The sequence below is a fragment of the Nodularia harveyana UHCC-0300 genome (assembly GCF_034931085.1).
Lineage (GTDB): Bacteria > Cyanobacteriota > Cyanobacteriia > Cyanobacteriales > Nostocaceae > Nodularia > Nodularia harveyana.
This window is the reverse complement of the sequence record NZ_JAYGHG010000012.1, coordinates 68,576-89,369: the sequence shown is the minus strand read 5'-3', so window position 1 is coordinate 89,369 and position 20,794 is coordinate 68,576. Positions and strand designations below refer to the sequence as shown.

Sequence of the window (20,794 nt, the reverse complement as noted above, 5' to 3'; positions counted from 1 at the left end):
AATAATATCATAAATATTCAAGGTTTGATGTTGTTTTAGTATTAATATAAGGAGAAAATAATGGCTGTAGAAATTCGGCTTCCACCTAATTTTCAGGTACGTGCTAAGGAAAATGAATATTTGGAATTACCGACTATTCAATTAATCGCGGCTGGTGATAATGTGCCTCATATTGCCAGAATTAATTGTATTGTCACTGGTACACCAGAGGATTTAGCCCTGCAAATTAAAAAAGCATATAAACCCTTTGATTCTGTAACTCCTAAAATTTCTCAAATCGGGCAATTAGAGCAGTATCCTTGTAAATTAGAGCGTCCTTTAACGGAACCAATTAACTGTACTCTAGATGTGATTGTTGAATATTTTGATTCGGATGCTTTGGGCGATCCACTACTATCTGAACCTAGACAGGCTGGGGCTTCCTGTTATTTATGGTCGCCGCTAACTTTTGAGGAAGATATCATTGATATGGATGATATTGGTAGTCCTATAGAAATGAGTCAATATATTGAAAAGAAAATTGCAAATAAACCTCAGAAAAGATTTCCTGGATGGTTTGCTTTAGATTTTGGTACATCTAATTCTACAGTCACACTCTTCGATCCTATTGAAGTTCCCATTGCGGAAGTTTTACCTAGAGAACAAGAAGTACGTTTGCGCGATCGCATGGCAGAATGGTTAAGTTCTCCTGCATCTGTAGCTTTACCTGATGTTAATGCAAATGACTGGGAAAAGTTTATTGCTGATATTAGTAAAAACCTGGAAATTGAACCAAGTCGCCTCAAAGAGGTTTTTCAAAATGAGCAAAAGGAGCGATTTTTAGAAGCCATTCGCCAAGTAGAATTATGTTTAGGTAACAGTGATAAATTCCGGCGGGCGGCTAGTAAAAAACTCTATCAAATTTACCATGAAGTTTTTCGTGTCCCTACCTTAGAATCACAAAATTTAATTCCTGTTGTTTTAGATATTAATCGCCGAGATACAGAAATTCCCAGTGAATTAGAAATTGCCAATTTGACAGATTTACAACTGCGGATGGGTAGGGAAGCCAGGGATAACAGAAAAAAAGCGATCGCCCAAGGAACAAGCCTTTCTTTAAAAGAAATTATCAGCAGATTTCACCACTCACCCAAGCGCTATTTTGGACAGGATCGGACTTTTCCGGTAATTTTAGATAATCATTCCGAAATAATTAATGTTAACGAACTCGTTCAAGCAGCTTGGGCGCATTTAATCGAATTAACCGAAGATTATCGCCAACGGGCTAGACGCAGATTTTCCGAAGGAGACTTCCTCACAGCCGTTGTTACCTACCCCACAGTCGCCCCGCCATTAGTGCGGAAAGAAGTCAAAGAATTAGTTGAACAATTGGGGATAGATGACGTACAAACCGCCTATGATGAAGCCGTTTCAGTGGCGATATTCTTCTTATGGCGAGAATTTGGCGGGAATCTTAACATTGGGATTGAGTCCTTTAAAACCCGTTGTCGCCAAGTAGAAAATAAATGGTCACAAAATGTCCTGGTTTTGGATATTGGCGGGGGAACCACAGACCTAGCTTTAATTGAATTAACATTGGAAGATAAAACCCCCAGCTTCGGCGATGATGAAGATCGCGGATTAGGAGGACGTTACTATAAACTCACCCCCAAACTATTAGGATCTTCGGGACATTTACAGCTAGGTGGTGAATTAATTACCCTGAGAGTATTTAGATTATTAAAAGTGGCGATCGCTGATTTTCTCTTAACAGCTATAACCATAGGTGACATCGACAGCGAACAGCTAGAAGATCTAATCAACGCAGAATTAAATGAACGTTTCCTCGAACAAGGAAAATTTAAAAGTGGCAGCCTGTTAAAATGTTTAGATAAAGAAAATCCCGACGGTGACAGTGCTTATAAAGATGCCCTCGATACTGCCGAAAAAGTATTACCAACCCGATGGCAACAAGCACCCCAAAGACTACAAACATTTTACACACTTTGGGATCATGCCGAAGCTGCTAAACTCAAACTGGGGCAAAAGTCACCAACAGATCATCCTCTGTTAACATTTACCATTTCCGAAGCCCAAATATCCGAACTGCTAACTCAAAGTGCCATCAAATTTCAAGTTAGAAATCCTGATAATATTTGCGTAATTTTAGACAGTCAACAATTTGAACGCGCCGCCGCTTCCACAATTAAAGAAGGAATTGGTATCGCTAAAGGACTGATGGAAAGTCGCTTAGGTTTCCAAGAACCAAACATAGATTCCTGGAACACACATAAAGTAGATTGGTTGATTTTATCCGGCAAGACTTGTAACCTGGATTTAGTACAGCGCCACATCTACCAAGAATTTAGCAACTCTCCTTATTTCGTCTGGAACCCCGAACGCATCACCTTTGTTTTGGAATTTACCAAACTCGCCACTTCCGCCGGTGCTTGCTACGCCGAAAAACTTCGGAGGCTGAGATTTGACCCAGAAGAATCTAAGGAATTGTTACGCAAAGGTGCAAATCAATTAGAAATAGACGTAAAAAACCTATTTTATTATTTGCCTTGTAACTTCAAACGCAAAACCCAAAGTAACGAACTTTTATCCATATTTAAAGCCGGACAAGAATTATATCAAATCACGCCTTTAGAAACAGCCGCCAAAGTTAGGACAGAATGGCAAGGGATACAATTAACTAACATTATTTACCGCCAAGACTACGAAGAAGGAGACTTAAGGTTATGGGGTAGCTTTGATGGTAAAAACCTGATGAAAAAACTGGGAATGCAAGAAGCAGAGTTTCTTAAAAAAATCAAAGTCCAATTTGAAATTGATCAAACCTTGCAATTTAGCGTTTTACTATGTCAAGGAAATCCCCATTATTTAATTGATGTTCCCGGTATAGATGTCGGTGCAGCCTTATTAGCAGCCTCAGAAACATCAACCCTATTTGCTGATGGTAAATTAAAATGGAACATTGCTATAGCTGGTCCAAAGCAAAACTTAAATGATGGTGATATTGCCATTAATGTCATTGAATCTGCTACCGTAGATCAACCAAATGCCTATCATTTAGTATTTGAAGTAGACACAGATAATAGTAAATTCCTGCGAGAATTTCACTATATTAACCATAGCGAACAGCAATCAGAAAACGGTTTAATTAGTAATCCTTTACCACCTTTTCCCCACACCAGTCAGCACACATTTTATATCTATCAAACAGACACCACAACTAATACCAAAAAATGGATCAGAATCGGTGCATTAAGTAAACCAGAAGTCCCCACAGATTATCCTTGTAAATATTGTGTCACCCTAGACAACCAAGGTATTTTGAGAATGCACGCTGGTCAGGTTCCTTATTGGACATCAACTAGTCAAGAATGTCTCAAACAGCAAGGATGTGTTTATCATGCTGAACTGGAACTACAACCCAACGAAGTAGATAAAGAACGCGATCCCTTTTGCGGTATACATTAAATATTGTCTCTTCTTTGGCTTACTTGGCTGTTTGTTAAAAAATCAAATTTCTAGCATCTATTCTGTGGAGAAAAACCTAAATTTTAGTATTAATATTCATGCAAAAATTACATAAGTTATTAGCAATAAAAAACTCAGAAATAGCCAAACTACTAAAATTTAGCCTCTACGGACTAGAAGCAAGTTTAAATAAAGCCCGCACAGAATTTCCTCAAGACCCTGGAACAGAAATATGTGCAGAAATTATCCAAGAAATCGCCAGTTTATTGCAACCACCACAAGATGCGATCGCCATCATATCGACCCCAAATGAGTTAAAATTAAATCATCTGCGAGCAGCCTTTAATGCAGATTCTGAACTCAGATTATATTTAGGTAACTCCTCACTCCAAAGCCAAACCGACGCGGATTTATGGCAAGAAATTCACCGTCAACTGCTGCGAGTTCCCGAAAATATAGCCACAGCTTGGCGACAGCGTACATTAGAATTCGCCCAAGAAATAGGGGCGTTAGCAGATAATTCCCATCTCGCAAAACTACCCTTCAGCAGAGATGAAATTATTTATCCCGGACTTCAGGGTACGGTAAAAGCCCCAGGATTATGTTTATCTGCAAAGGAATTATTAAATACTGGTATTAACACCAGTGATAACTATGGAAATTTATATTATTTAGCTGGTATTGTGCATCTATTACTAAAATTTATCGACATAGAGCCAGACTTATATCATGCTTTAAAAAGCGTGTTCAGCTTCGATATTATGCCTTTACACAGCCAGCCAGAACAACAAACCCAATATATCAATACTTTATGCGATCGCTGGCATCGAGTCCAACAAGCCGAATCCAACTCAGACGAATTATTAAGTCTGCGTACATGGATAGACATAGACGAAGCCATACACTCCCTAGTATTTATCCCACCAGTCGAACGTTATTCTTGGTGGGGTAACTTACAACAAGAATCACGACGCATTTTAAAAAAAATAGCTCAAACCGCCATTAATCTCGGTTATGACATCAGAATTAGGCAATTATCTGGACTCTACGCTGATATCTGCAACTTTTCCAAAGACGACCTCCAACTAAACTGCGGCGGTGTTCCTGGGGAAGTTTTAACCTGTCTGCGCGTCTATGCGCGAATTAATCAAGAAGAAATCCCAGGACGTGTAATTTTTCGCTCATTACGTTAAACATTATCATTTCATTTTATTTACTGCTAAATATAGGAAACCATGACAATTACAGCAGTTTTAAAATATAGATGCTCATCATAAAACGGTATCCTTAATCTACAGAAATATGATGTAAATTCTAACCATCAAGCAAGAATCATATCAAATAAATTTCATCAATTATTAAAGCCATAATACCCTGAAATTTATGCTTTATTTCCCTCTCAGCTTACATTCTAGGCTTCAAAAATAAATCACAAATTGTAGTGATAGTAACAACTAGATTTATTATCAAGCTTTACTGATATTCCTAAAAAAATATAATATAATCCTGCAATTTTATTCCTGAATTATTCCTAGAGACATGAAACATTAACAAGGAACTTTTAAAAGAATAAATGTGTAGCAATTTTGGCTAAAAAATTAGAATTTCTAGATATCAATTATCGTAACGTCTGCTACAAAAAATATTCACAACTAACAATTTTATATTTGTTAGTATTTCTAGAAATTAATTTCCAGCCTAATTATTCACATATCGATTCTACATCCTGCTGAAATAAATGGGATGCAGAGCATTTCCTGGATTTTGATGTCAGAAATATCGTATATTTGCAAACATTTTCAGCCCATTAATATGGGTAATCAACAATTTCATTTTTGTTAAATAACATCTAATAAAAAATAGGCATATTTGCATGGATAAGATACAGAAAAAAACCTATATTAGTGGTAATCTGAAATTTATCAACCTCAACTATATTTGTTGGAGTTTACAAACAACCTTAGCAACATTTATCATGCTGTTGCTATCATTACTAATCAAGCCTGTATTAGCTGGAGAGATTGCCGATAATCAACCAACTCAATTAAATTTAGAAAATCCTCCATCAACTCTCAGTCTCCGAGAAAGACTATTAGAAGCTAAAAAAAATCAGGTTTTACCTGAAATACAGCCTAATTCTCATAAAGGTTTTCCTGTAAAAATTCAACCCGAAACCTTCGATAACTCTTTTTCCGAAGAAAATCCTGAGCCAGAATTATCAAATGTCTCAGAAACCAAGGAAAGGCTAATTCAACAGTTACTATCTCAACCGAAAACTAACCTTGATTCGTCATCACAAGAGCCAACTATCAGAGAAATAGAATCCTCGGAATCTGTAGAAGAGAGTGATAAAGTACTTGAACAACTGTTAATTTCACCCATCATCACTCGTGAACAACAATTAATTAAACGTCGAGGTCCAAAAGCATTCCCCGGTTCCACAGCCGGTACTCCCTCTGGTTATGGTGCGAGTGCTGGTCAGTTCTATGTTGGCGTTGGTGTACTTTTTCCCTTAGATGAGGATTCTGATGGCTATCTCGATGGTTCTTACGGTGCTGGTTTTGGTTTAGGAAATCCCTATAAATCTGTGGGGTTAGAAGTTAATGTTAACTTCAGTAGTTCCGGTGGCGACTTTCTCAAAGGTGGAGAATTTGATGTTGGTAGTAGCGGCTATTTGGGGTTAAAACTACATAAGTATTTTTCTGATGGTACAGCAATGGCTGTGGGTTGGTCAAATGCTTTGAAATGGGGAGAATCTTCTGGTAATAAAGATACTATTTATGGAGTAGTTACCAAAGCATTTCCCCTACAACCAAATAACCCCAATCATAAATTACCTTTGACTATTTCTGTGGGTATTGGTAATGGTGGTTTTCGTTCTCTAGATACCAGAGAAACAGACGAAAATGATGTTAATATTTTCGGCAGTGTAGGTTTGCGAGTTCTACCTCAAATATCCTTGGTAAGTAGCTGGACTGGAAATCGTCTCAATGTCGGTTCATCTATTGCACCCTTCAAAAACCTCCCGCTAATTATTAATGGTATTTTCACCGACGTTACTAGCAACTTTGACACTGGGTTAGGTTTTTCTCTCAGCGCCGGGTACAGTTTTAGATTTTAATCGCTCCGTGATGATGTAATTTCATTCACCATAAAAATAATGAAAAAACAACCATTCTTTCTGGCTTTTGCCCTAGCATTCACTGTTGTTACTTATTTCGTGGGTGCGTCTGATAGAGCATACGCTGGTAAAGAAATTGTACCAGGAACAGCCCCCGATTCTGGTTCTGCAATTGGGGATAAAGAAATTGTCCCCGGAACTGGTGCAGATTCTGGTTCTTCCACTGGAGATAAGCTGAATATATCGGGAACTGGTGACGATTCTGGTTCTGCAACTGGGGATACTTTCACACCTGCACCTGGGGTTGATTTAGAAATTGTTAAGGATGGTGATTCCCTCATCCCAGTGATTCGCGTTCCCATCAAAGTTCAAAATAATTTAAATAGAGTCGCTGATGATATACTCAATCGACCAGTGGATGATCATAGTCCACTTCGCACCATTAGGCATATCTTACCTGGTGGAGTAAATGCCTCACAACCAGCTAATCATTTACAGTCTGCTATCGTTAATTTAGGAGTTTCAACATCAAAAGCCACAGCATTGGTCAGTAACTTAAATGGACTAACTGGAGAAACGCAAAATGTGAATATCCATAAGTTCAATGATGCGGTTACTGTATATAATCAAATTTTGAATGAAAGTACTCCGCAAGTTCTTCAATCACTGGGACATAATCCAGAGTTTCTGACAATTAATAATGTGCTGATGCAACTTAGAGATGCTTTGATTCAACATTAATGTTATCTTCTCTGGTAACGTTTACCGAAAATGGCATTACCTAGTAAAAAAGTGATGATGACTGCGATCGCTAAATAAAGCAAGTTTTGTGTGAGATGATAAATCACAATAGTGGATATATTAATCATCAATGCCACTATCATAGTAGAAAAACCAGTGGTGAGTCTACCAATTGCACCAAATATCGGAATGAAATCCAAAACAACATTGATGGGTTCAAGTATCAATCTCAAACCTATCCACATAGCCAAGAAACTCAAAAATCTCAACCCCCAAGTAAATATATGGTCTTCCGTTTGAATCCGTCCTAAGAGATTTGTTTCAGTACCGGGAAATAGTCGAAACAGACGACGCTTATTTTTATCGAGGTAGGGAACAATTTTATTATTTTCTGATAATTTACCGATAACTGTCACTGGAATATTAGCCGGAAAAACTGCATATCTCATGCGTAAATCACCCAGATTGGGGGTTTGCAGAGTTCCAGAACCTTGATAAAGATAGCTACCAACATTTGTCACATCTGCTTTAGGGATAAGGTTTTGCTCAGATACTTGTAATTGTGTCGGTGTGGGTAACTGCACATAACCAGTGAATACATCTCCGTAGGCTTCTTTAACGCTACCCGCACGAGGTAAGGAAAAACTGGACATATCGACATCAAAAACTCCGATTTTGGCTGCATTTACTTTGTATGCTGCATTCTTAATATTTGGGGTAGGATTTTGATGTTTTTCTGGATAAACAAAGGATTGTGAATTTGAATTGATAGGATTACCAGATATAACGATTGATTTTTCATCTAATTTGTCTACTGATACCCAAGTTTTGTAATAAGTCGTGGTAACTTTCTGGTCTTGAGAACCGCCAAGATTTGTTTCAGTTTCCTTTGTTTGTTTTTCTACCCAGCTATACATATCTACCTCTCTAGCTAGAGCTATATATTCTCCTGGTTGAATAAATAAATTATCTCCCAAAGTCTCATCACTGGTAATCACTCCACTGGTGATAATCAATTTACCAATGTCTTGGTTATTAGGTACATCTGAAGGAATTGATATGGCTTGCTGTGCAGCTTGATTGAGGATGGTACTGCCTTCATTCCATATAATTAATCCAAAAGCAATGGTAATCGATAGTATCCCGATGACTATACCTTGAACAGCTTGCTTAATTCTAGTACCCCAACTAACCTCTCTGTACTCTACATATTGATTAAAATCGCCCTGGTCATCATCATAGTCAGACATGGAAATTTCCCCAACTCACTGATTAAGAACTTTTACTTGAGAGTAAATACTAAATACAATTGATTGGTTGTAGATATTCACCCTGAATTTTTGTCCGCTAGTGCGGCCATGTTTAGCTACAAGCCCGAAATCAGTATTTCCGTAAATCGACAAAACAAAATTTTTCTAGTTAGATTTTATTTTTCCCAAAACAGACATTTTTCGCTAATTTGAGGGAAAATCCAGAAATCACATCTCTGTACTCTGCGGTCAGCAGCTAAAGCTTCCACTATTCCAGAATAAATTTTGCCGAGAATTTATTTACTTATTCACCACCAGAGAAAAACAGTGGTAATAAAAAGGCTGTGATGATTCCTAGCAAAACAACAATTTCAATAATTCTCAGGGTAAAATTACTCTCTGCACTCAAATTCTCAGAGAAATTACTCAACCAATTACGCAAATTACCATACCAATTTCTGGGACTATCTTGTGTCCGTAATTTCCATGACAACATTGATAGTAACAACGGCGCACCACCCACCTTAGCAGACATCAACAGATGAATGGCTAAACTGCAAAGCATAATTACCCAAGCGATGAGATGGAAGTAATACCATAAGTGATCAAGTTCACCTACAGGTAACCATTCTTCTTTCATCATTCTGCCAGATATCACCGCCAAAACAGAGGCGATAAGCATCCCAGTATTAACAAGACGTTGTAGACTCACCCACCAAATTGGTTTACCAACCTGTGTGAGTTTTTGGATGGAGTCTGGTTGTAAGAGGCGCTGTCGTCCAGCATGAAAGCTATAGAGGGCGAAAGCTGGTAATAAAACCAAGAAACATAAACCCACTGTTCCGTGAATATCCTGAATTGGATCAATTTTGGGAATGGGGATTCCACCAAATCTTTGATCGAAGCTGTTGTAAACTAAAAATCCGGTAATAATAGCTGTAATTACTAAAATTCCACTGATACCATGCAAAATTCGTAATAATAAAGGCTGATAGGGGGCTGAAGGAGGCATAAAATTGAGAATTTTAACAGGTCTAATATCGCTCTAGAATATCTTAAAAGCCTGTCCCTTATCCTGTAATTTGTTGGTCATTCCTGAATATGAATACTCAAGAATGACTGTCAGTGTGAAGGAAATAAATCAACTAAAACCAGGCGCAACCAAGGTAAAAACGGTAATCTCTGGACGGGAGAACAATCTGAGATGCAGTCCTGTCATCCCTAAACCCCGGTTTGTGTACAACTGCATATCTCCTACCTGATCAAGTCCTAAATAATACCTCCTAGCCCAAGGAGGTAAAATCGGTGGTTTGATAAAAGGTAAACGCACTTGTCCACCGTGAGAATGACCAGATAACTGTAAATCAAACCGCCCAGCGATCGCACTAGATTTCGCAAAATCCGGTTCGTGTGCGAGTAAAATTGCTGCACCCCCAGGTGGTAACTTCTGCAACACTAAATCTAAACGATCTTTACCCATATAGGCATCATCCACCCCAGCAATGTGTAAAACCGCTTTGTCACGCTTCAAGGTGTAAATATCATTACTCAGGTTGACCGTACCGCTTGTTTCTATTGCTTGTATAATCCTTTCTACATCATTTTCATGGTCATGATTACCTAGTATGGCTACGGTCACATCTTGAGGGGTAAATTCAGCCAACATCGATTCCAGAGAGGGGATAAATTGCGGTAAATGACGAGTGATTAAATCCCCTGTAATGGCTACTAGGTCTGGTTCTTCTTGGTTTACTAAATCTACAATATGCCGGAAGCGTTGGGGAGTCATCCATCTATCTCGGTGAATATCGCTGATTTGCACGATGCGATAACCATTAAATTCGGAGGAGAGATGGGGTAAAGTGAATTGCAAATGATTGATGGCAATCCAATTCGGTTCGATAGATTTGGCGTAAAATAAGGTACAACAGCCTAAGATAAGAAACCACTTGAAACATCGAAAGGCTGAATTCCTGGCTTTTTTCAGCCACTTGCGATTTCTCAAGGGATAAACTCCTGTAATATGACAGCCAGATTTTAGATTATGGTATTCGTTTCAATTTGGCTGTGTCAGTTGATTGTGATAGAAAAATTAAATAAAGAATTAAAGTAGTTAAGATATTAATAAGTGATATAATATTCCTCTCTCTCACCCTGGTTTTATGGGACTGCCAATTGTTGCTATTATCGGTCGCCCGAATGTGGGCAAATCTACCCTGGTTAATCGTCTCGCCGGGGAGCAAACGGCGATTGTCCATGACGAACCGGGTGTAACGCGCGATCGCACGTATATGCCATCTTACTGGCGCGATCGTGATTTTCTCATTGTAGATACAGGTGGCTTAGTATTTAACGATGATACGGAATTTCTGCCACTAATTCGCCAACAGGCACTCACAGCCCTCTCCCAAGCTAGTGCGGCGATTTTTGTTGTGGATGGTCAAATGGGCTTGACTGGCTCTGATCAAGAAATTGCTACGTGGTTACGCCAACAACCAGTACCAGTCTTACTGGCGGTGAACAAATGTGAATCCCCAGATCAAGGCGCAATTCAAGCTTCTGAATTTTGGGAATTAGGATTGGGCGAACCTTTCCCCATCTCCGCCATTCATGGTAGTGGTACAGGGGAATTACTAGATGATTTAATTAGTCACATCCCCATCGTCACCGAAATAGAAGAAGATAACGAGATTAAAGTGGCCATTATCGGTCGCCCCAATGTGGGTAAATCCAGTTTATTAAATGCTTTTGTTGGGGAAGAAAGGTCAATTGTTAGCCCCATTTCTGGGACAACACGGGATGCTATTGATACCGTCGTAGAACGGAATGAGCAAGTTTATCGCTTAATTGATACCGCCGGTATTCGCAGAAAAAAACAAATAGAATACGGTACGGAATTTTTTAGCATTAACCGGGCTTTCAAAGCTATTCGCCGCGCCGATGTGGTGTTATTGGTAATTGATGCTTTAGATGGAGTCACAGACCAAGACCAAAAATTAGCGGGGCGGATTATCGATGAAGGTCGCGCTTGTATTATTGTGGTGAATAAATGGGATGCGATCGAAAAGGATTCCTACACCATTTACGACTATGAAAAAAGTCTAGAAGCCCGGTTACATTTTACAGAATGGGCAGAGGTAATTTTTGTCAGTGCTTCCACGGGACAACGGGTAAGCAAGATTTTAGAGTTGGTAAATGAAGCTGCTGAGTCACATAAACGCCGTGTGAGTACATCTGTCATTAACGAAGTTCTCACCGATGCTGTGAGTTGGCATTCACCACCTGCTACCCGTGGTGGTCGTCAGGGTAAAATTTATTATGGTACTCAAGTAGGTGTCCAACCACCAACCATTGCTTTATTCGTCAACGAAGCCAAACGCTTCAATGATAACTACCGCCGCTACATTGAACGGCAATTCCGCAAACAATTAGGATTTAAAGGTACACCTATCCGTTTACTTTGGCGCAGTAAGAAAGTCCGGGATATGGAATTGGGGAGTGTAAATAGAGCCACTCGCGTGAAATAATTACGCTGTTTATACAAGCTGATTAGGTGTGTTAGTCCGTGGGCTGATGCACCTTTTGTTTATATTGAATTAAATATCAAAACTGATTCAGCATTGAAAAAGATATGGATTTATTGCGATCGCTACCACTAGGACTATATTTAGAACAACCGCAAACTTGGCTACATAAACTCGATCCGCGTGTCAAAATTGCTTGGTTAATGAGCTTTCTCACTAGCTACAGCTTCGCTAATAACCAGTGGCGGATACTACTGGTAGTACTGTTGATCCTATTTACTCTCATGGCCAGGATACCCCAGCGAGTCTGGAAAGAACAAATGGGCTGGCTGTTAACACTGACGTTGTTTGTGTTCCTGTTGATTAGTATTAGTCCCGATGGTTTGGGTGTCCAGTATCAGCCCCGCCTACCAACTAACCTACAAGTATTAATTCCAGCAGCTAATAGCAATACAGATATTGTTCCAGCAGCAACAGGCGCAACCCAAGACTACAGCTATATCTTATTTCACAAAGGGCCGGTCACAGTTACCCGCCGCTCCCTTGATTTAGCAACTAGAGTTAGTACAATTTTATTTACCGTGATTTACAGCAGCAACCTGTATCTGCTGACAACCGCACCCGAAGAAATCACCACTGCTATAGCCAGCTTAATGCGACCCCTGCGACGTTTCCAAGTACCAGTTACTGAAATTACTCTGACTTTAACTTTATCCTTGCGATTTATTCCCTTAGTTCTGGAAGAAGTGCAGAACTTAAGTCGTTCTGTGATGACCAGGGCGATTAATTGGAAAAAACTGGGGTTAAAAGGATCTGTGAAACTTTGGCTGATCATAGCAGAGAGGCTATTGAAGAATCTACTATTACGCGCCGAACAAATGGCTAATGCAATGATGGTGCGTGGGTTCACTAGCCCCAATGAACATGAAGTAAAATGGCATGAATTACGCCTCCAAGCTAAAGATTGGCTGGCGATCGCTATCCTCACCGTATTTTGGGGTGCTAGACTAGTTCTAGGAAATTTGCCAATCTAGTCTCCTCAACATCTTGGCTATTTTGTTCCACAATGCAATAATTATGGCAATATGGAAAGAAGCCAGAACCAAAAGACATAATGGCCTTGCTGATCTTTTGTGCAGTTCTACGTTACTAGTGCCAACCCCATCTGCCGATTCAGAAAAAGATCCAGCTTTTCATGACCGCTATTAAATAGCCAGAATCACTAACTTTCGCATCAGCTAACTCAATATTCTGGCAAAAGGGGTGTATTATCTTCTGAACATTTGTACTGGACTGCGAAAAGATATATACTCCTACCTTGACTATTAAATGAATTCAGAGAACTTAGAAACTTACATAAATCATCCAACCTGGGGTTTGCTTTATCGGATCTGTATGGTCGATGAAAACCAGGATTTATTCACTACACTTTATGCCCAACGGTTGTTTTTTTTAGTGGTCAATGACATTAAAGGCATCAAATTTCAGTCCATAGGACGTACTGAAGCCAGAATGTTGTTAGAAAATCGCTTACGTACTCTCCGCCGCAGTGGTCAATCCCAGGAGTATGATCAACTTCAAAGTGTTTTTCAACGCACATTCCAATGACAAGTTCCATTAGCGAACGCATTACTAACATCTGTGCTTCCCTACCACCTTCAGTACGGTTAATTGCTGTCAGCAAAACATTTCCGGCGGCGGACATCCGCACCGCTTATGCCGCCGGAATCCGTGATTTTGGCGAAAACCGTATCCAAGAAGCTGCCAGTAAACAAGCCGAGTTACAAGACTTACCGGATATTACCTGGCACTTTATTGGCGGGTTGCAAAGCAATAAAGCTAAAAAAGCCATTGAATTATTTGATTGGATTCACTCAGTAGATAATTTAAAACTAGCGCAGCGCTTAAATAAATTGGCGCAACAGCTAGGAGTTACTCCTCAAGTTTGTCTACAAGTGAAACTTCTCCCTGACCCCAACAAGTCTGGTTGGACTGTCCCAGAACTATTAGTGGACTTACCCGACCTCAACCAGTGTAAAACTTTACAAATTCAAGGTTTGATGACAATTCCGCCTTTAGGTTTGACCGACACTGAAATACTCAAAGTATTTAAAAGTACACAAGAATTAGCCCAAAAAATCCAGCAGCAAAACTGGTCTCACTTAAAAATGGACTCACTGTCAATGGGTATGTCAGGAGACTACCAACTGGCAGTGGAAGCTGGCGCAACGATGGTAAGATTAGGAACTATTTTATTTGGTAACCGCACTTAGGGTAAAAATCATTAATTTTTGGTTCTGCCACTAATAGCAGTAGGGATAGAATACTGAGTATTTTCGGTGTTCACTGATGCTATATCAGACATTGATTTAAATTTACCCCAGGTGACGAACCACAAAAAAATGGGGTAAAGTCATCTTTATTTCTCACAATCATTAGTCTATAATCTTGACTCATTAATTGAGTCTGAGTTAATCTACAGGCGTTCCCCAAAATATAAATTCATCAACCCTAGTTGTAGTAGAAGCTACAAATAGCGATAAAATTACTAAGCTGTCTAGACTTTGTAGCTATTCAGTCCGGCTACATTAACTCGCAGCCAAAACAATCAGGGTAAATCTTATCAGGAGCATAACAATGAACAACATATTCGGTAAACTACGAGACTTTGTAGGTCTCAATGAACCAGTGGAATACGAATACTACGACGAAGAAGCAGATACAGATGCTGGTAACTACCAAAACCTGTACCAAGAACAAAATCCTCAACCAGCACCAGCAGAAATCCCTGCTCAAAATCGACGCTGGCGAGAACCCATAACTACAATGGGTGATGATGTAGCCACAGGATCAAAGTCTACGATGGGAAATGTAATTAATATGCCAGGAGCGATCAACGGGATTTCAGAAGTATTGGTACTTGAACCGCGTACATTTGAAGAAATGCCCCAGGCGATTCAAGCCCTGAGAGAGCGTAAGTCAGTTGTGTTAAACCTGACCATCATGGACCCAGATCAAGCACAAAGAGCAGTTGATTTCGTCGCAGGTGGAACTTACGCCCTTGATGGACATCAAGAACGCATCGGAGAAAGCATCTTTTTGTTTACGCCCAGTTGTGTGCAAGTTAGCACCCAAGGCGGAGTTATTCATGAAGTACCACAAACCCCCGCTCGTCCTGCACGTCCCGCAACCAGTTCCAATCAATCCTGGGGTAACGACGTTAACCGCATGGTACAGTAACCATAAATTAGTCAAAAGTTCAGCAACCAGGATTTTTGATAATTGTACGGGCGGGTTTAACAAAATATGGTATCTTACCATCAATTAATGGTTTAAACCTGCTCTTATTGACTATATAATTGAATGACTATTAAATTTGGCTTAATTGGTGGCGGGGTAATGGGAGAAGCGCTCTTATCCCGCTTAATTGCGCGGGAAATCTATCAACCATCAGAGGTGATAGTTAGCGAACCCTTACCGACACGCCAAAGTTATTTGCGGCAGAAATATAATATAACTGTAACTTCAGATAATGGTTTAGTCTTTACAGAAGCCAGCGAAGTAGTATTTTTAGCAGTAAAACCCCAGATATTCAGTGCGATCGCCCAAGAATTAGCAGATATCCTGACGATCCAAATCTCACCCCTCGTCATCTCTATTTTAGCTGGAGTATCCTTAAGCCAACTAGAATCAGCATTTCCCCAGTTACCAGTAGTTAGAGCCATGCCCAACACCCCCGCCACAGTGGGGGCAGGAGTTACGGCTATTTGTTTAGGTGCATACACTAGCCCCAAGCATCAAAAAATAGCACATCAAGTTTTTGCAGCAGTGGGACAAGTGGTAGAAGTTTCCGAAATGCTGATGGATGCAGTCACAGGACTATCTGGTAGTGGCCCTGCTTATGTAGCTTTGATGGTAGAATCACTCGCCGATGGGGGAGTAGCCGCCGGTTTACCCAGAAGCGTCGCCAATCAACTAGCCCTACAAACTGTCTTAGGAACAGCAACACTGTTACAAGAAAACAAAGTTCACCCCGCAGAACTCAAAGATAGTGTTACCAGTCCCGGTGGTACAACAATTGCTGGTGTAGCCCAACTAGAAAAGGCAGGATTTCGCTCTGCGGTTATTGAAGCAGTAAAAGCGGCAGCACTGCGATCGCAAGAATTAGGGAAATAACAAGCAGGGGAGTGTGGGAGGTGTGGGGAGTAAAGAATTTTGGATTTTGGAGAAAGTGATTTTAGATTATACTGCAATCCAAAATCTAAAATCTAAAATCTAAAATTGATTGACTAATCCCCAATGACTAACGAAGTTGACCGAAAATAATGGGATACAAGCCCCGTCACTTCGACACGTGTTACAGTGAGCCTGCGATGCCCTGAGCCTGTCGAAGGGTCGAACTGCTCAGTGCATCGCCTTCTAGGACGGCTTTATGTTAAAATTTGGGCATAGTCGCCATAGGGCATTGGGAGACTTTAAACGGACATGGAGGGACGATAAGACCACTTGTGGCGTGTTCCAGCGAAGTGTCAAGGAATCCTCGCTTCTTTAGGACGAGGAGGTATGTCAAAACATAGCCGTTAATATAATAAAAAGTCCGGTTGCAAATTTGATTGAGTGAATTATCCCGCACCATCTCCCAAACTTGACTTAGGGTTAATATTTCCCTTTGAACTTGATCAGTTCCAACAAGATGCGATCGCGTCCCTAAATTCTGGACGTTCCGTAGTCGTCTGTGCGCCCACAGGTTCCGGCAAAACCTTAGTTGGGGAATATGCCATCTATAGAGCATTATCGCGGGGGAAACGGGTATTTTACACCACTCCCCTCAAAGCCTTGTCAAATCAGAAATTACGTGATTTCCGCGAAGAATTTGGTTACGACCAAGTGGGACTGTTAACCGGAGATATTTCCATTAACCGGGATGCACCAATTCTGGTGATGACAACAGAAATCTTCCGCAATATGCTCTATGGCACACCCATCGGGCAAGTTGGTATTTCCTTAGTAGATGTGGAAGCCGTAGTGCTAGATGAGTGCCACTACATGAACGATCGCCAACGAGGTACAGTATGGGAAGAATCAATTATCTACTGTCCTCGTAAAATTCAGCTAGTAGCCCTTTCCGCCACCGTTGCCAACAGCGATCAACTCACCGACTGGCTAAATCGCGTCCACGGTCCCACCGACCTAATTTATTCCAATTTCCGTCCAGTCCCCTTAGAATTTTACTATTGCAATCCCAAAGGGCTATTTCCCCTCCTCAACGATAACAACACCAAAATTAACCCCCGACTAGCAAACAGAGGCAGAAGAAAGCAAGGAGACAGGGGTAAAGGTGGCAGACCAGAAGCCCCCACCATCGCTTATACCCTCAGCCACCTACAGCAACGGGATATGCTCCCAGCCATTTACTTTATCTTCAGTCGCCGGGGATGTGATAAAGCCGTGGCCGAAGTCGGTGATTTATGGTTAGTAAATAACGATGAATCGCAAATATTACGGCGGCAAATAGATGATTTTCTCAGCCGGAATCCTGAAGCTGGGCGTTCTGGGCAAATTGCCCCCCTATATAGAGGTATTGCTGCTCACCATGCCGGGATTTTACCTGCGTGGAAAGGACTAGTAGAAGAACTCTTTCAGCAAGGGCTAATTAAAGTGGTTTTCGCCACCGAAACCCTAGCGGCGGGAATCAATATGCCAGCCCGGACCACAGTAATTTCCACCCTTTCTAAACGGACTGACTCTGGACATCGCCTGTTAAACCCTTCGGAATTTCTGCAAATGGCTGGGCGTGCTGGTCGGCGAGGTATGGATTTACAAGGTCATGTGGTCACAGTCCAAACCCCCTTTGAAGGTTCCAAAGAAGCAGCGTACTTAGCTACATCTCAACCAGACCCCTTGGTGAGTCAGTTTACACCAAGCTATGGGATGGTACTGAACTTGCTGCAAATCCACACTCTGGAGCAAGCGAAGGAACTCATAGAACGCAGTTTTGGGCAGTATATGGCAACTCTGCATTTAAGACCAGAGTATGAAGAGATGGCAGAACTGCAAGCCCAATTAACCCAACTGGAAACACAAATCGCTACAGTTAGTGAACATGAAATATCAGTTTATGAAAAATTGCGGCAACGGCTGAGAGTAGAACGTCAGTTATTGACCACTCTGCAAGAACAAGCAGTGGAAAATCGCCAAGAAGAATTTGTGATGATGTTGAGCTTTGCAGTGTCTGGAACTCTGTTAAGTCTCAAAGGTGAAAACATCGCCGTTTCTACACCCATAACAGCAGTATTGGTAGGAAAAACACCAGGTGCTGCCCAAGCTCCTTACTTGGTATGTTTAGGGCAAGATAATCGCTGGTATGTGGTGACAACTGGGGATGTGGTGGATTTGTATGCAGAATTACCCAGAGTAGATGTGCCAGAGCATATCATACCACCAGCAGAATTAGCCATTAAACCGGGGAAATCACTGCGTGGGAGTGAAGAAACATTTGCGATCGCCCAACGCATACCCGAAGTCGAAGGCTCATTATATATGCCTCCAGAAGTGGTAGAACAACTCAGCCGCGTTACCGCCGTCCAAGAGCAATTAGAAGTTAATCCCATCCATCAATCAGGGAATGTGGGCAAAATATTCAAACGCCGGGCGCGTTATATAGAATTAGAAGCCGAACTAGAACAATTACAATCACAAGTTGACGAACACTCCCAACGGCATTGGGAAGAATTTGTCAATTTAATTTCCATCTTGCAACACTTTGACGCTTTAGATAACCTAGTCCCCACCGAATTAGGGCAAATCGCCGCCGCCATTCGCGGAGAAAATGAATTATGGCTGGGTTTAGTCTTCGCCAGTGGTGAATTAGAACATTTAGATCCCCACCATTTAGCCGCAGCAGCAGCAGCTTTAGTTGTAGAAACCCCTCGTCCAGATAGTAGAGTACACTTTGATCTCAGTAACGAAGTAGTAGAAGCCCTGGCAAAACTGCGGAACATTCGCCGCAAAGTCTTTCAAGTGCAACGGCGGTATAATGTCGCTTTGCCTATATGGTTAGAACTGGAATTAATTGCCATAGTAGAACAATGGGCGCTAGGAACACCCTGGACAGAACTCTGTGAAAAGACCACTTTGGATGAAGGCGACGTGGTGAGAATTTTACGGCGCACCTTAGATTTATTATCTCAGATCCCCCACGTTCCCAATTTATCCAAAGATTTCCAGCGCAACGCTTATCGGGCGATTCAATTAATTGATAGGTTCCCCGTCAATGAGGTAGCCGATTAAGCACTTTTATCTCTTGCTTAAAAGAAACTACAAACATATATTTTGGTAGAGACTTGGTAGCCAAACAAAGTCTCTACTTTACTAGGATTTATTAAAATTAATCAAAAAATTTAAATTCAAACTGGGATTTACAGCACATTTCAGTTATGTGAGGTACACAATGGCGGGCAAGATGCCCACCCCACAAGAGTTTGAACATTAATATATATACTTAATTTACCTACAACCTGCTGTAAATAATTAACTATCCTACCTTTGCGTCTTTGCGCCTTTGCGTGAAAAAAAAACTCTTAATCAGCAACTTAAACAACCCCTCAACCATTCCCTAAAACCATAATGATATAACTGATATTTAACTTCCTTCCCCGTAGATATTACTTGCAAAAACTCCAACCAACCTTCCAAAACCTCCATCACATCAAAAACATCCTCATTAATAACCTTACTAATATCCAACATTGAAAGCGGTTGCATTTCCCCACTAGTCAAAACCCCCAACACATTTACAGCAACATCAGATAAACCATCACCCTGCATTTTTCCCCAAAGTTCTTGATAGTAAACCTCCAAACCTGGGGGAACTGCATTAACATCATGATCATCATAAAACCCATAATTAAAAGCAGTTAAAACCTGCTGCACATACCTAAAATTTTCTTCATTTTCCCCAATGAGGTTTGACCTCTCCCCCAACCCCTCTCCTGGGAGGAAAGGGGAGTTAGGAAGGTCTTGTTCCCCCATTCCCTCGTAGGGAAGGGGGGTTAGGGGGGTTAGGTTCCTCCGCAAAAATTCCCGGACATCCTCCCGATTTTCCTCCGGATAATCTGCTAAATCTAAAACCTGTGATGGAGCTTCAATTAACAACCCAGAATGAGACCGTTGATAAGGACGACGAGCGAAAATAAAATAAACTTGATTGGGTAAATATCGCGGTAGATAAAATAAATTCGTTCCCACAGCTTGACTATTAATATCAACCCGATCCAAACTATCAATAATAATAATTAATTTGTTCTCTGGTGATAACTTCTCGCTGACTTGTTGCAATAAATTAGAAAATAACCAACTTCCCTCATTTGCATTGACAACTTCTATCTCCCTCCTCCCTTGCGGAGTGGTGCTATAAAAATTATCTAACCATAAACTTAACTGTGTACAAATATCTGTTAAAAATTCCTCAAGCCGATTTTTACCAGGAACTTGGGCATTATAATAAATAATATCAGGATTTTGCCGTAGCAATTGGGCAAGAATCGCACTTTTACCACTACCAGGAACACCGACAATTGTTAAATAACCCTTGGGGTAACGGTGGAGAAAATTATTAATTGCAGAGAAGACAAAATCACGACCGACAAAATTTTCATTCTTTGCTGAAGCAGAGAAAGATAAACTATTCATCT

The 20,794-nt window shown here is 40.7% G+C and carries 15 protein-coding genes; 11 read left to right on the top strand and 4 right to left on the bottom strand.

Annotated elements, in window-relative coordinates:
* Positions 1 to 60: 60 nt before the first annotated feature.
* The 4 genes from VB620_RS09980 to VB620_RS09965 all read left to right on the top strand — a co-directional run bounded on the left by VB620_RS09980 (position 61) and on the right by VB620_RS09965 (position 7,327).
* Entirely contained in the window at positions 61 to 3,465 is a 3,405-nt protein-coding gene (locus VB620_RS09980) for a molecular chaperone (protein ID WP_323195994.1), read from the top strand.
* Between the two features lie 98 nt (positions 3,466 to 3,563).
* Positions 3,564 to 4,658 carry a hypothetical protein gene (locus VB620_RS09975; RefSeq protein ID WP_323195993.1) on the top strand — a complete coding sequence of 365 codons (1,095 nt, stop codon included), beginning with the start codon at positions 3,564 to 3,566 and terminating at the stop codon, positions 4,656 to 4,658.
* A gap of 680 nt (positions 4,659 to 5,338) precedes the next feature.
* Complete coding sequence (locus VB620_RS09970; RefSeq protein WP_323195992.1) at positions 5,339 to 6,586, top strand: hypothetical protein; 1,248 nt, start codon at positions 5,339 to 5,341, stop codon at positions 6,584 to 6,586.
* A 39-nt stretch (positions 6,587 to 6,625) separates the two neighbouring features.
* A complete protein-coding gene (locus VB620_RS09965) occupies positions 6,626 to 7,327 on the top strand; it encodes a hypothetical protein (protein ID WP_323195991.1) in 702 nt (233 codons plus the stop codon).
* 2 nt (positions 7,328 to 7,329) lie between these two features.
* On the opposite strand, the gene VB620_RS09960 is transcribed toward VB620_RS09965, so the two are convergent.
* The 3 genes from VB620_RS09960 to VB620_RS09950 all read right to left on the bottom strand — a co-directional run bounded on the left by VB620_RS09960 (position 7,330) and on the right by VB620_RS09950 (position 10,582).
* Positions 7,330 to 8,577: a TMEM43 family protein gene (locus tag VB620_RS09960; RefSeq protein ID WP_323195990.1), complete on the bottom strand. Its 1,248-nt coding sequence runs from the start codon at positions 8,575 to 8,577 to the stop codon at positions 7,330 to 7,332.
* Between the two features lie 304 nt (positions 8,578 to 8,881).
* Positions 8,882 to 9,589 (bottom strand): cytochrome b/b6 domain-containing protein, encoded by a 708-nt coding sequence (locus tag VB620_RS09955; RefSeq protein ID WP_323195989.1) that lies wholly within the window; start codon positions 9,587 to 9,589, stop codon positions 8,882 to 8,884.
* A gap of 129 nt (positions 9,590 to 9,718) precedes the next feature.
* Positions 9,719 to 10,582 (bottom strand): metallophosphoesterase, encoded by an 864-nt coding sequence (locus VB620_RS09950; protein WP_323195988.1) that lies wholly within the window; start codon positions 10,580 to 10,582, stop codon positions 9,719 to 9,721.
* Positions 10,583 to 10,739: 157 nt separating this feature from the next.
* Here VB620_RS09950 and der point away from each other — a divergent pair, with 157 nt between their 5' ends.
* The 7 genes from der to VB620_RS09915 all read left to right on the top strand — a co-directional run bounded on the left by der (position 10,740) and on the right by VB620_RS09915 (position 19,391).
* Positions 10,740 to 12,104, top strand: a complete 1,365-nt coding sequence (gene der, locus VB620_RS09945) for a ribosome biogenesis GTPase Der (protein ID WP_323195987.1) — start codon at positions 10,740 to 10,742, stop codon at positions 12,102 to 12,104.
* A 104-nt stretch (positions 12,105 to 12,208) separates the two neighbouring features.
* A complete protein-coding gene (locus tag VB620_RS09940) occupies positions 12,209 to 13,135 on the top strand; it encodes an energy-coupling factor transporter transmembrane component T family protein (RefSeq protein ID WP_323195986.1) in 927 nt (308 codons plus the stop codon).
* Positions 13,136 to 13,430: 295 nt separating this feature from the next.
* Complete coding sequence (gene pipX / locus VB620_RS09935; protein ID WP_323195985.1) at positions 13,431 to 13,709, top strand: transcriptional coactivator PipX; 279 nt, start codon at positions 13,431 to 13,433, stop codon at positions 13,707 to 13,709.
* Entirely contained in the window at positions 13,706 to 14,374 is a 669-nt protein-coding gene (locus tag VB620_RS09930) for a YggS family pyridoxal phosphate-dependent enzyme (RefSeq protein ID WP_323195984.1), read from the top strand. Before pipX ends, VB620_RS09930 begins: the two co-directional genes overlap by 4 nt.
* A 364-nt stretch (positions 14,375 to 14,738) precedes the next feature.
* The gene (locus VB620_RS09925) at positions 14,739 to 15,341 is read left to right on the top strand and encodes a cell division protein SepF (RefSeq protein WP_323195983.1); all 603 of its coding nucleotides are present in this window, start codon (positions 14,739 to 14,741) and stop codon (positions 15,339 to 15,341) included.
* A 123-nt stretch (positions 15,342 to 15,464) separates the two neighbouring features.
* The gene (proC, locus tag VB620_RS09920; RefSeq protein ID WP_323195982.1) at positions 15,465 to 16,277 is read left to right on the top strand and encodes a pyrroline-5-carboxylate reductase; all 813 of its coding nucleotides are present in this window, start codon (positions 15,465 to 15,467) and stop codon (positions 16,275 to 16,277) included.
* Between the two features lie 441 nt (positions 16,278 to 16,718).
* Positions 16,719 to 19,391 carry a DEAD/DEAH box helicase gene (locus VB620_RS09915; RefSeq protein ID WP_323195981.1) on the top strand — a complete coding sequence of 891 codons (2,673 nt, stop codon included), beginning with the start codon at positions 16,719 to 16,721 and terminating at the stop codon, positions 19,389 to 19,391.
* A 294-nt stretch (positions 19,392 to 19,685) separates the two neighbouring features.
* Here VB620_RS09915 and VB620_RS09910 read toward each other — a convergent pair whose 3' ends face one another.
* The gene (locus VB620_RS09910; RefSeq protein ID WP_323195980.1) at positions 19,686 to 20,792 is read right to left on the bottom strand and encodes an ATP-binding protein; all 1,107 of its coding nucleotides are present in this window, start codon (positions 20,790 to 20,792) and stop codon (positions 19,686 to 19,688) included.
* Between the last annotated feature and the right edge of the window lie 2 nt (positions 20,793 to 20,794).

Bases quoted from the DNA above. Each gene is read 5' to 3' on its own strand.
- VB620_RS09980 (WP_323195994.1), top strand. From the start codon at position 61: ATGGCTGTAGAAATTCGGCTTCCACCTAATTTTCAGGTACGTGCTAAG.
- VB620_RS09975 (WP_323195993.1), top strand. From the start codon at position 3,564: ATGCAAAAATTACATAAGTTATTAGCAATAAAAAACTCAGAAATAGCC.
- VB620_RS09970 (WP_323195992.1), top strand. From the start codon at position 5,339: ATGGATAAGATACAGAAAAAAACCTATATTAGTGGTAATCTGAAATTT.
- VB620_RS09965 (WP_323195991.1), top strand. From the start codon at position 6,626: ATGAAAAAACAACCATTCTTTCTGGCTTTTGCCCTAGCATTCACTGTT.
- VB620_RS09960 (WP_323195990.1), bottom strand. From the start codon at position 8,577: ATGTCTGACTATGATGATGACCAGGGCGATTTTAATCAATATGTAGAG.
- VB620_RS09955 (WP_323195989.1), bottom strand. From the start codon at position 9,589: ATGCCTCCTTCAGCCCCCTATCAGCCTTTATTATTACGAATTTTGCAT.
- der (WP_323195987.1), top strand. From the start codon at position 10,740: ATGGGACTGCCAATTGTTGCTATTATCGGTCGCCCGAATGTGGGCAAA.
- VB620_RS09940 (WP_323195986.1), top strand. From the start codon at position 12,209: ATGGATTTATTGCGATCGCTACCACTAGGACTATATTTAGAACAACCG.
- pipX (WP_323195985.1), top strand. From the start codon at position 13,431: ATGAATTCAGAGAACTTAGAAACTTACATAAATCATCCAACCTGGGGT.
- VB620_RS09930 (WP_323195984.1), top strand. From the start codon at position 13,706: ATGACAAGTTCCATTAGCGAACGCATTACTAACATCTGTGCTTCCCTA.
- VB620_RS09925 (WP_323195983.1), top strand. From the start codon at position 14,739: ATGAACAACATATTCGGTAAACTACGAGACTTTGTAGGTCTCAATGAA.
- proC (WP_323195982.1), top strand. From the start codon at position 15,465: ATGACTATTAAATTTGGCTTAATTGGTGGCGGGGTAATGGGAGAAGCG.
- VB620_RS09910 (WP_323195980.1), bottom strand. From the start codon at position 20,792: ATGAATAGTTTATCTTTCTCTGCTTCAGCAAAGAATGAAAATTTTGTC.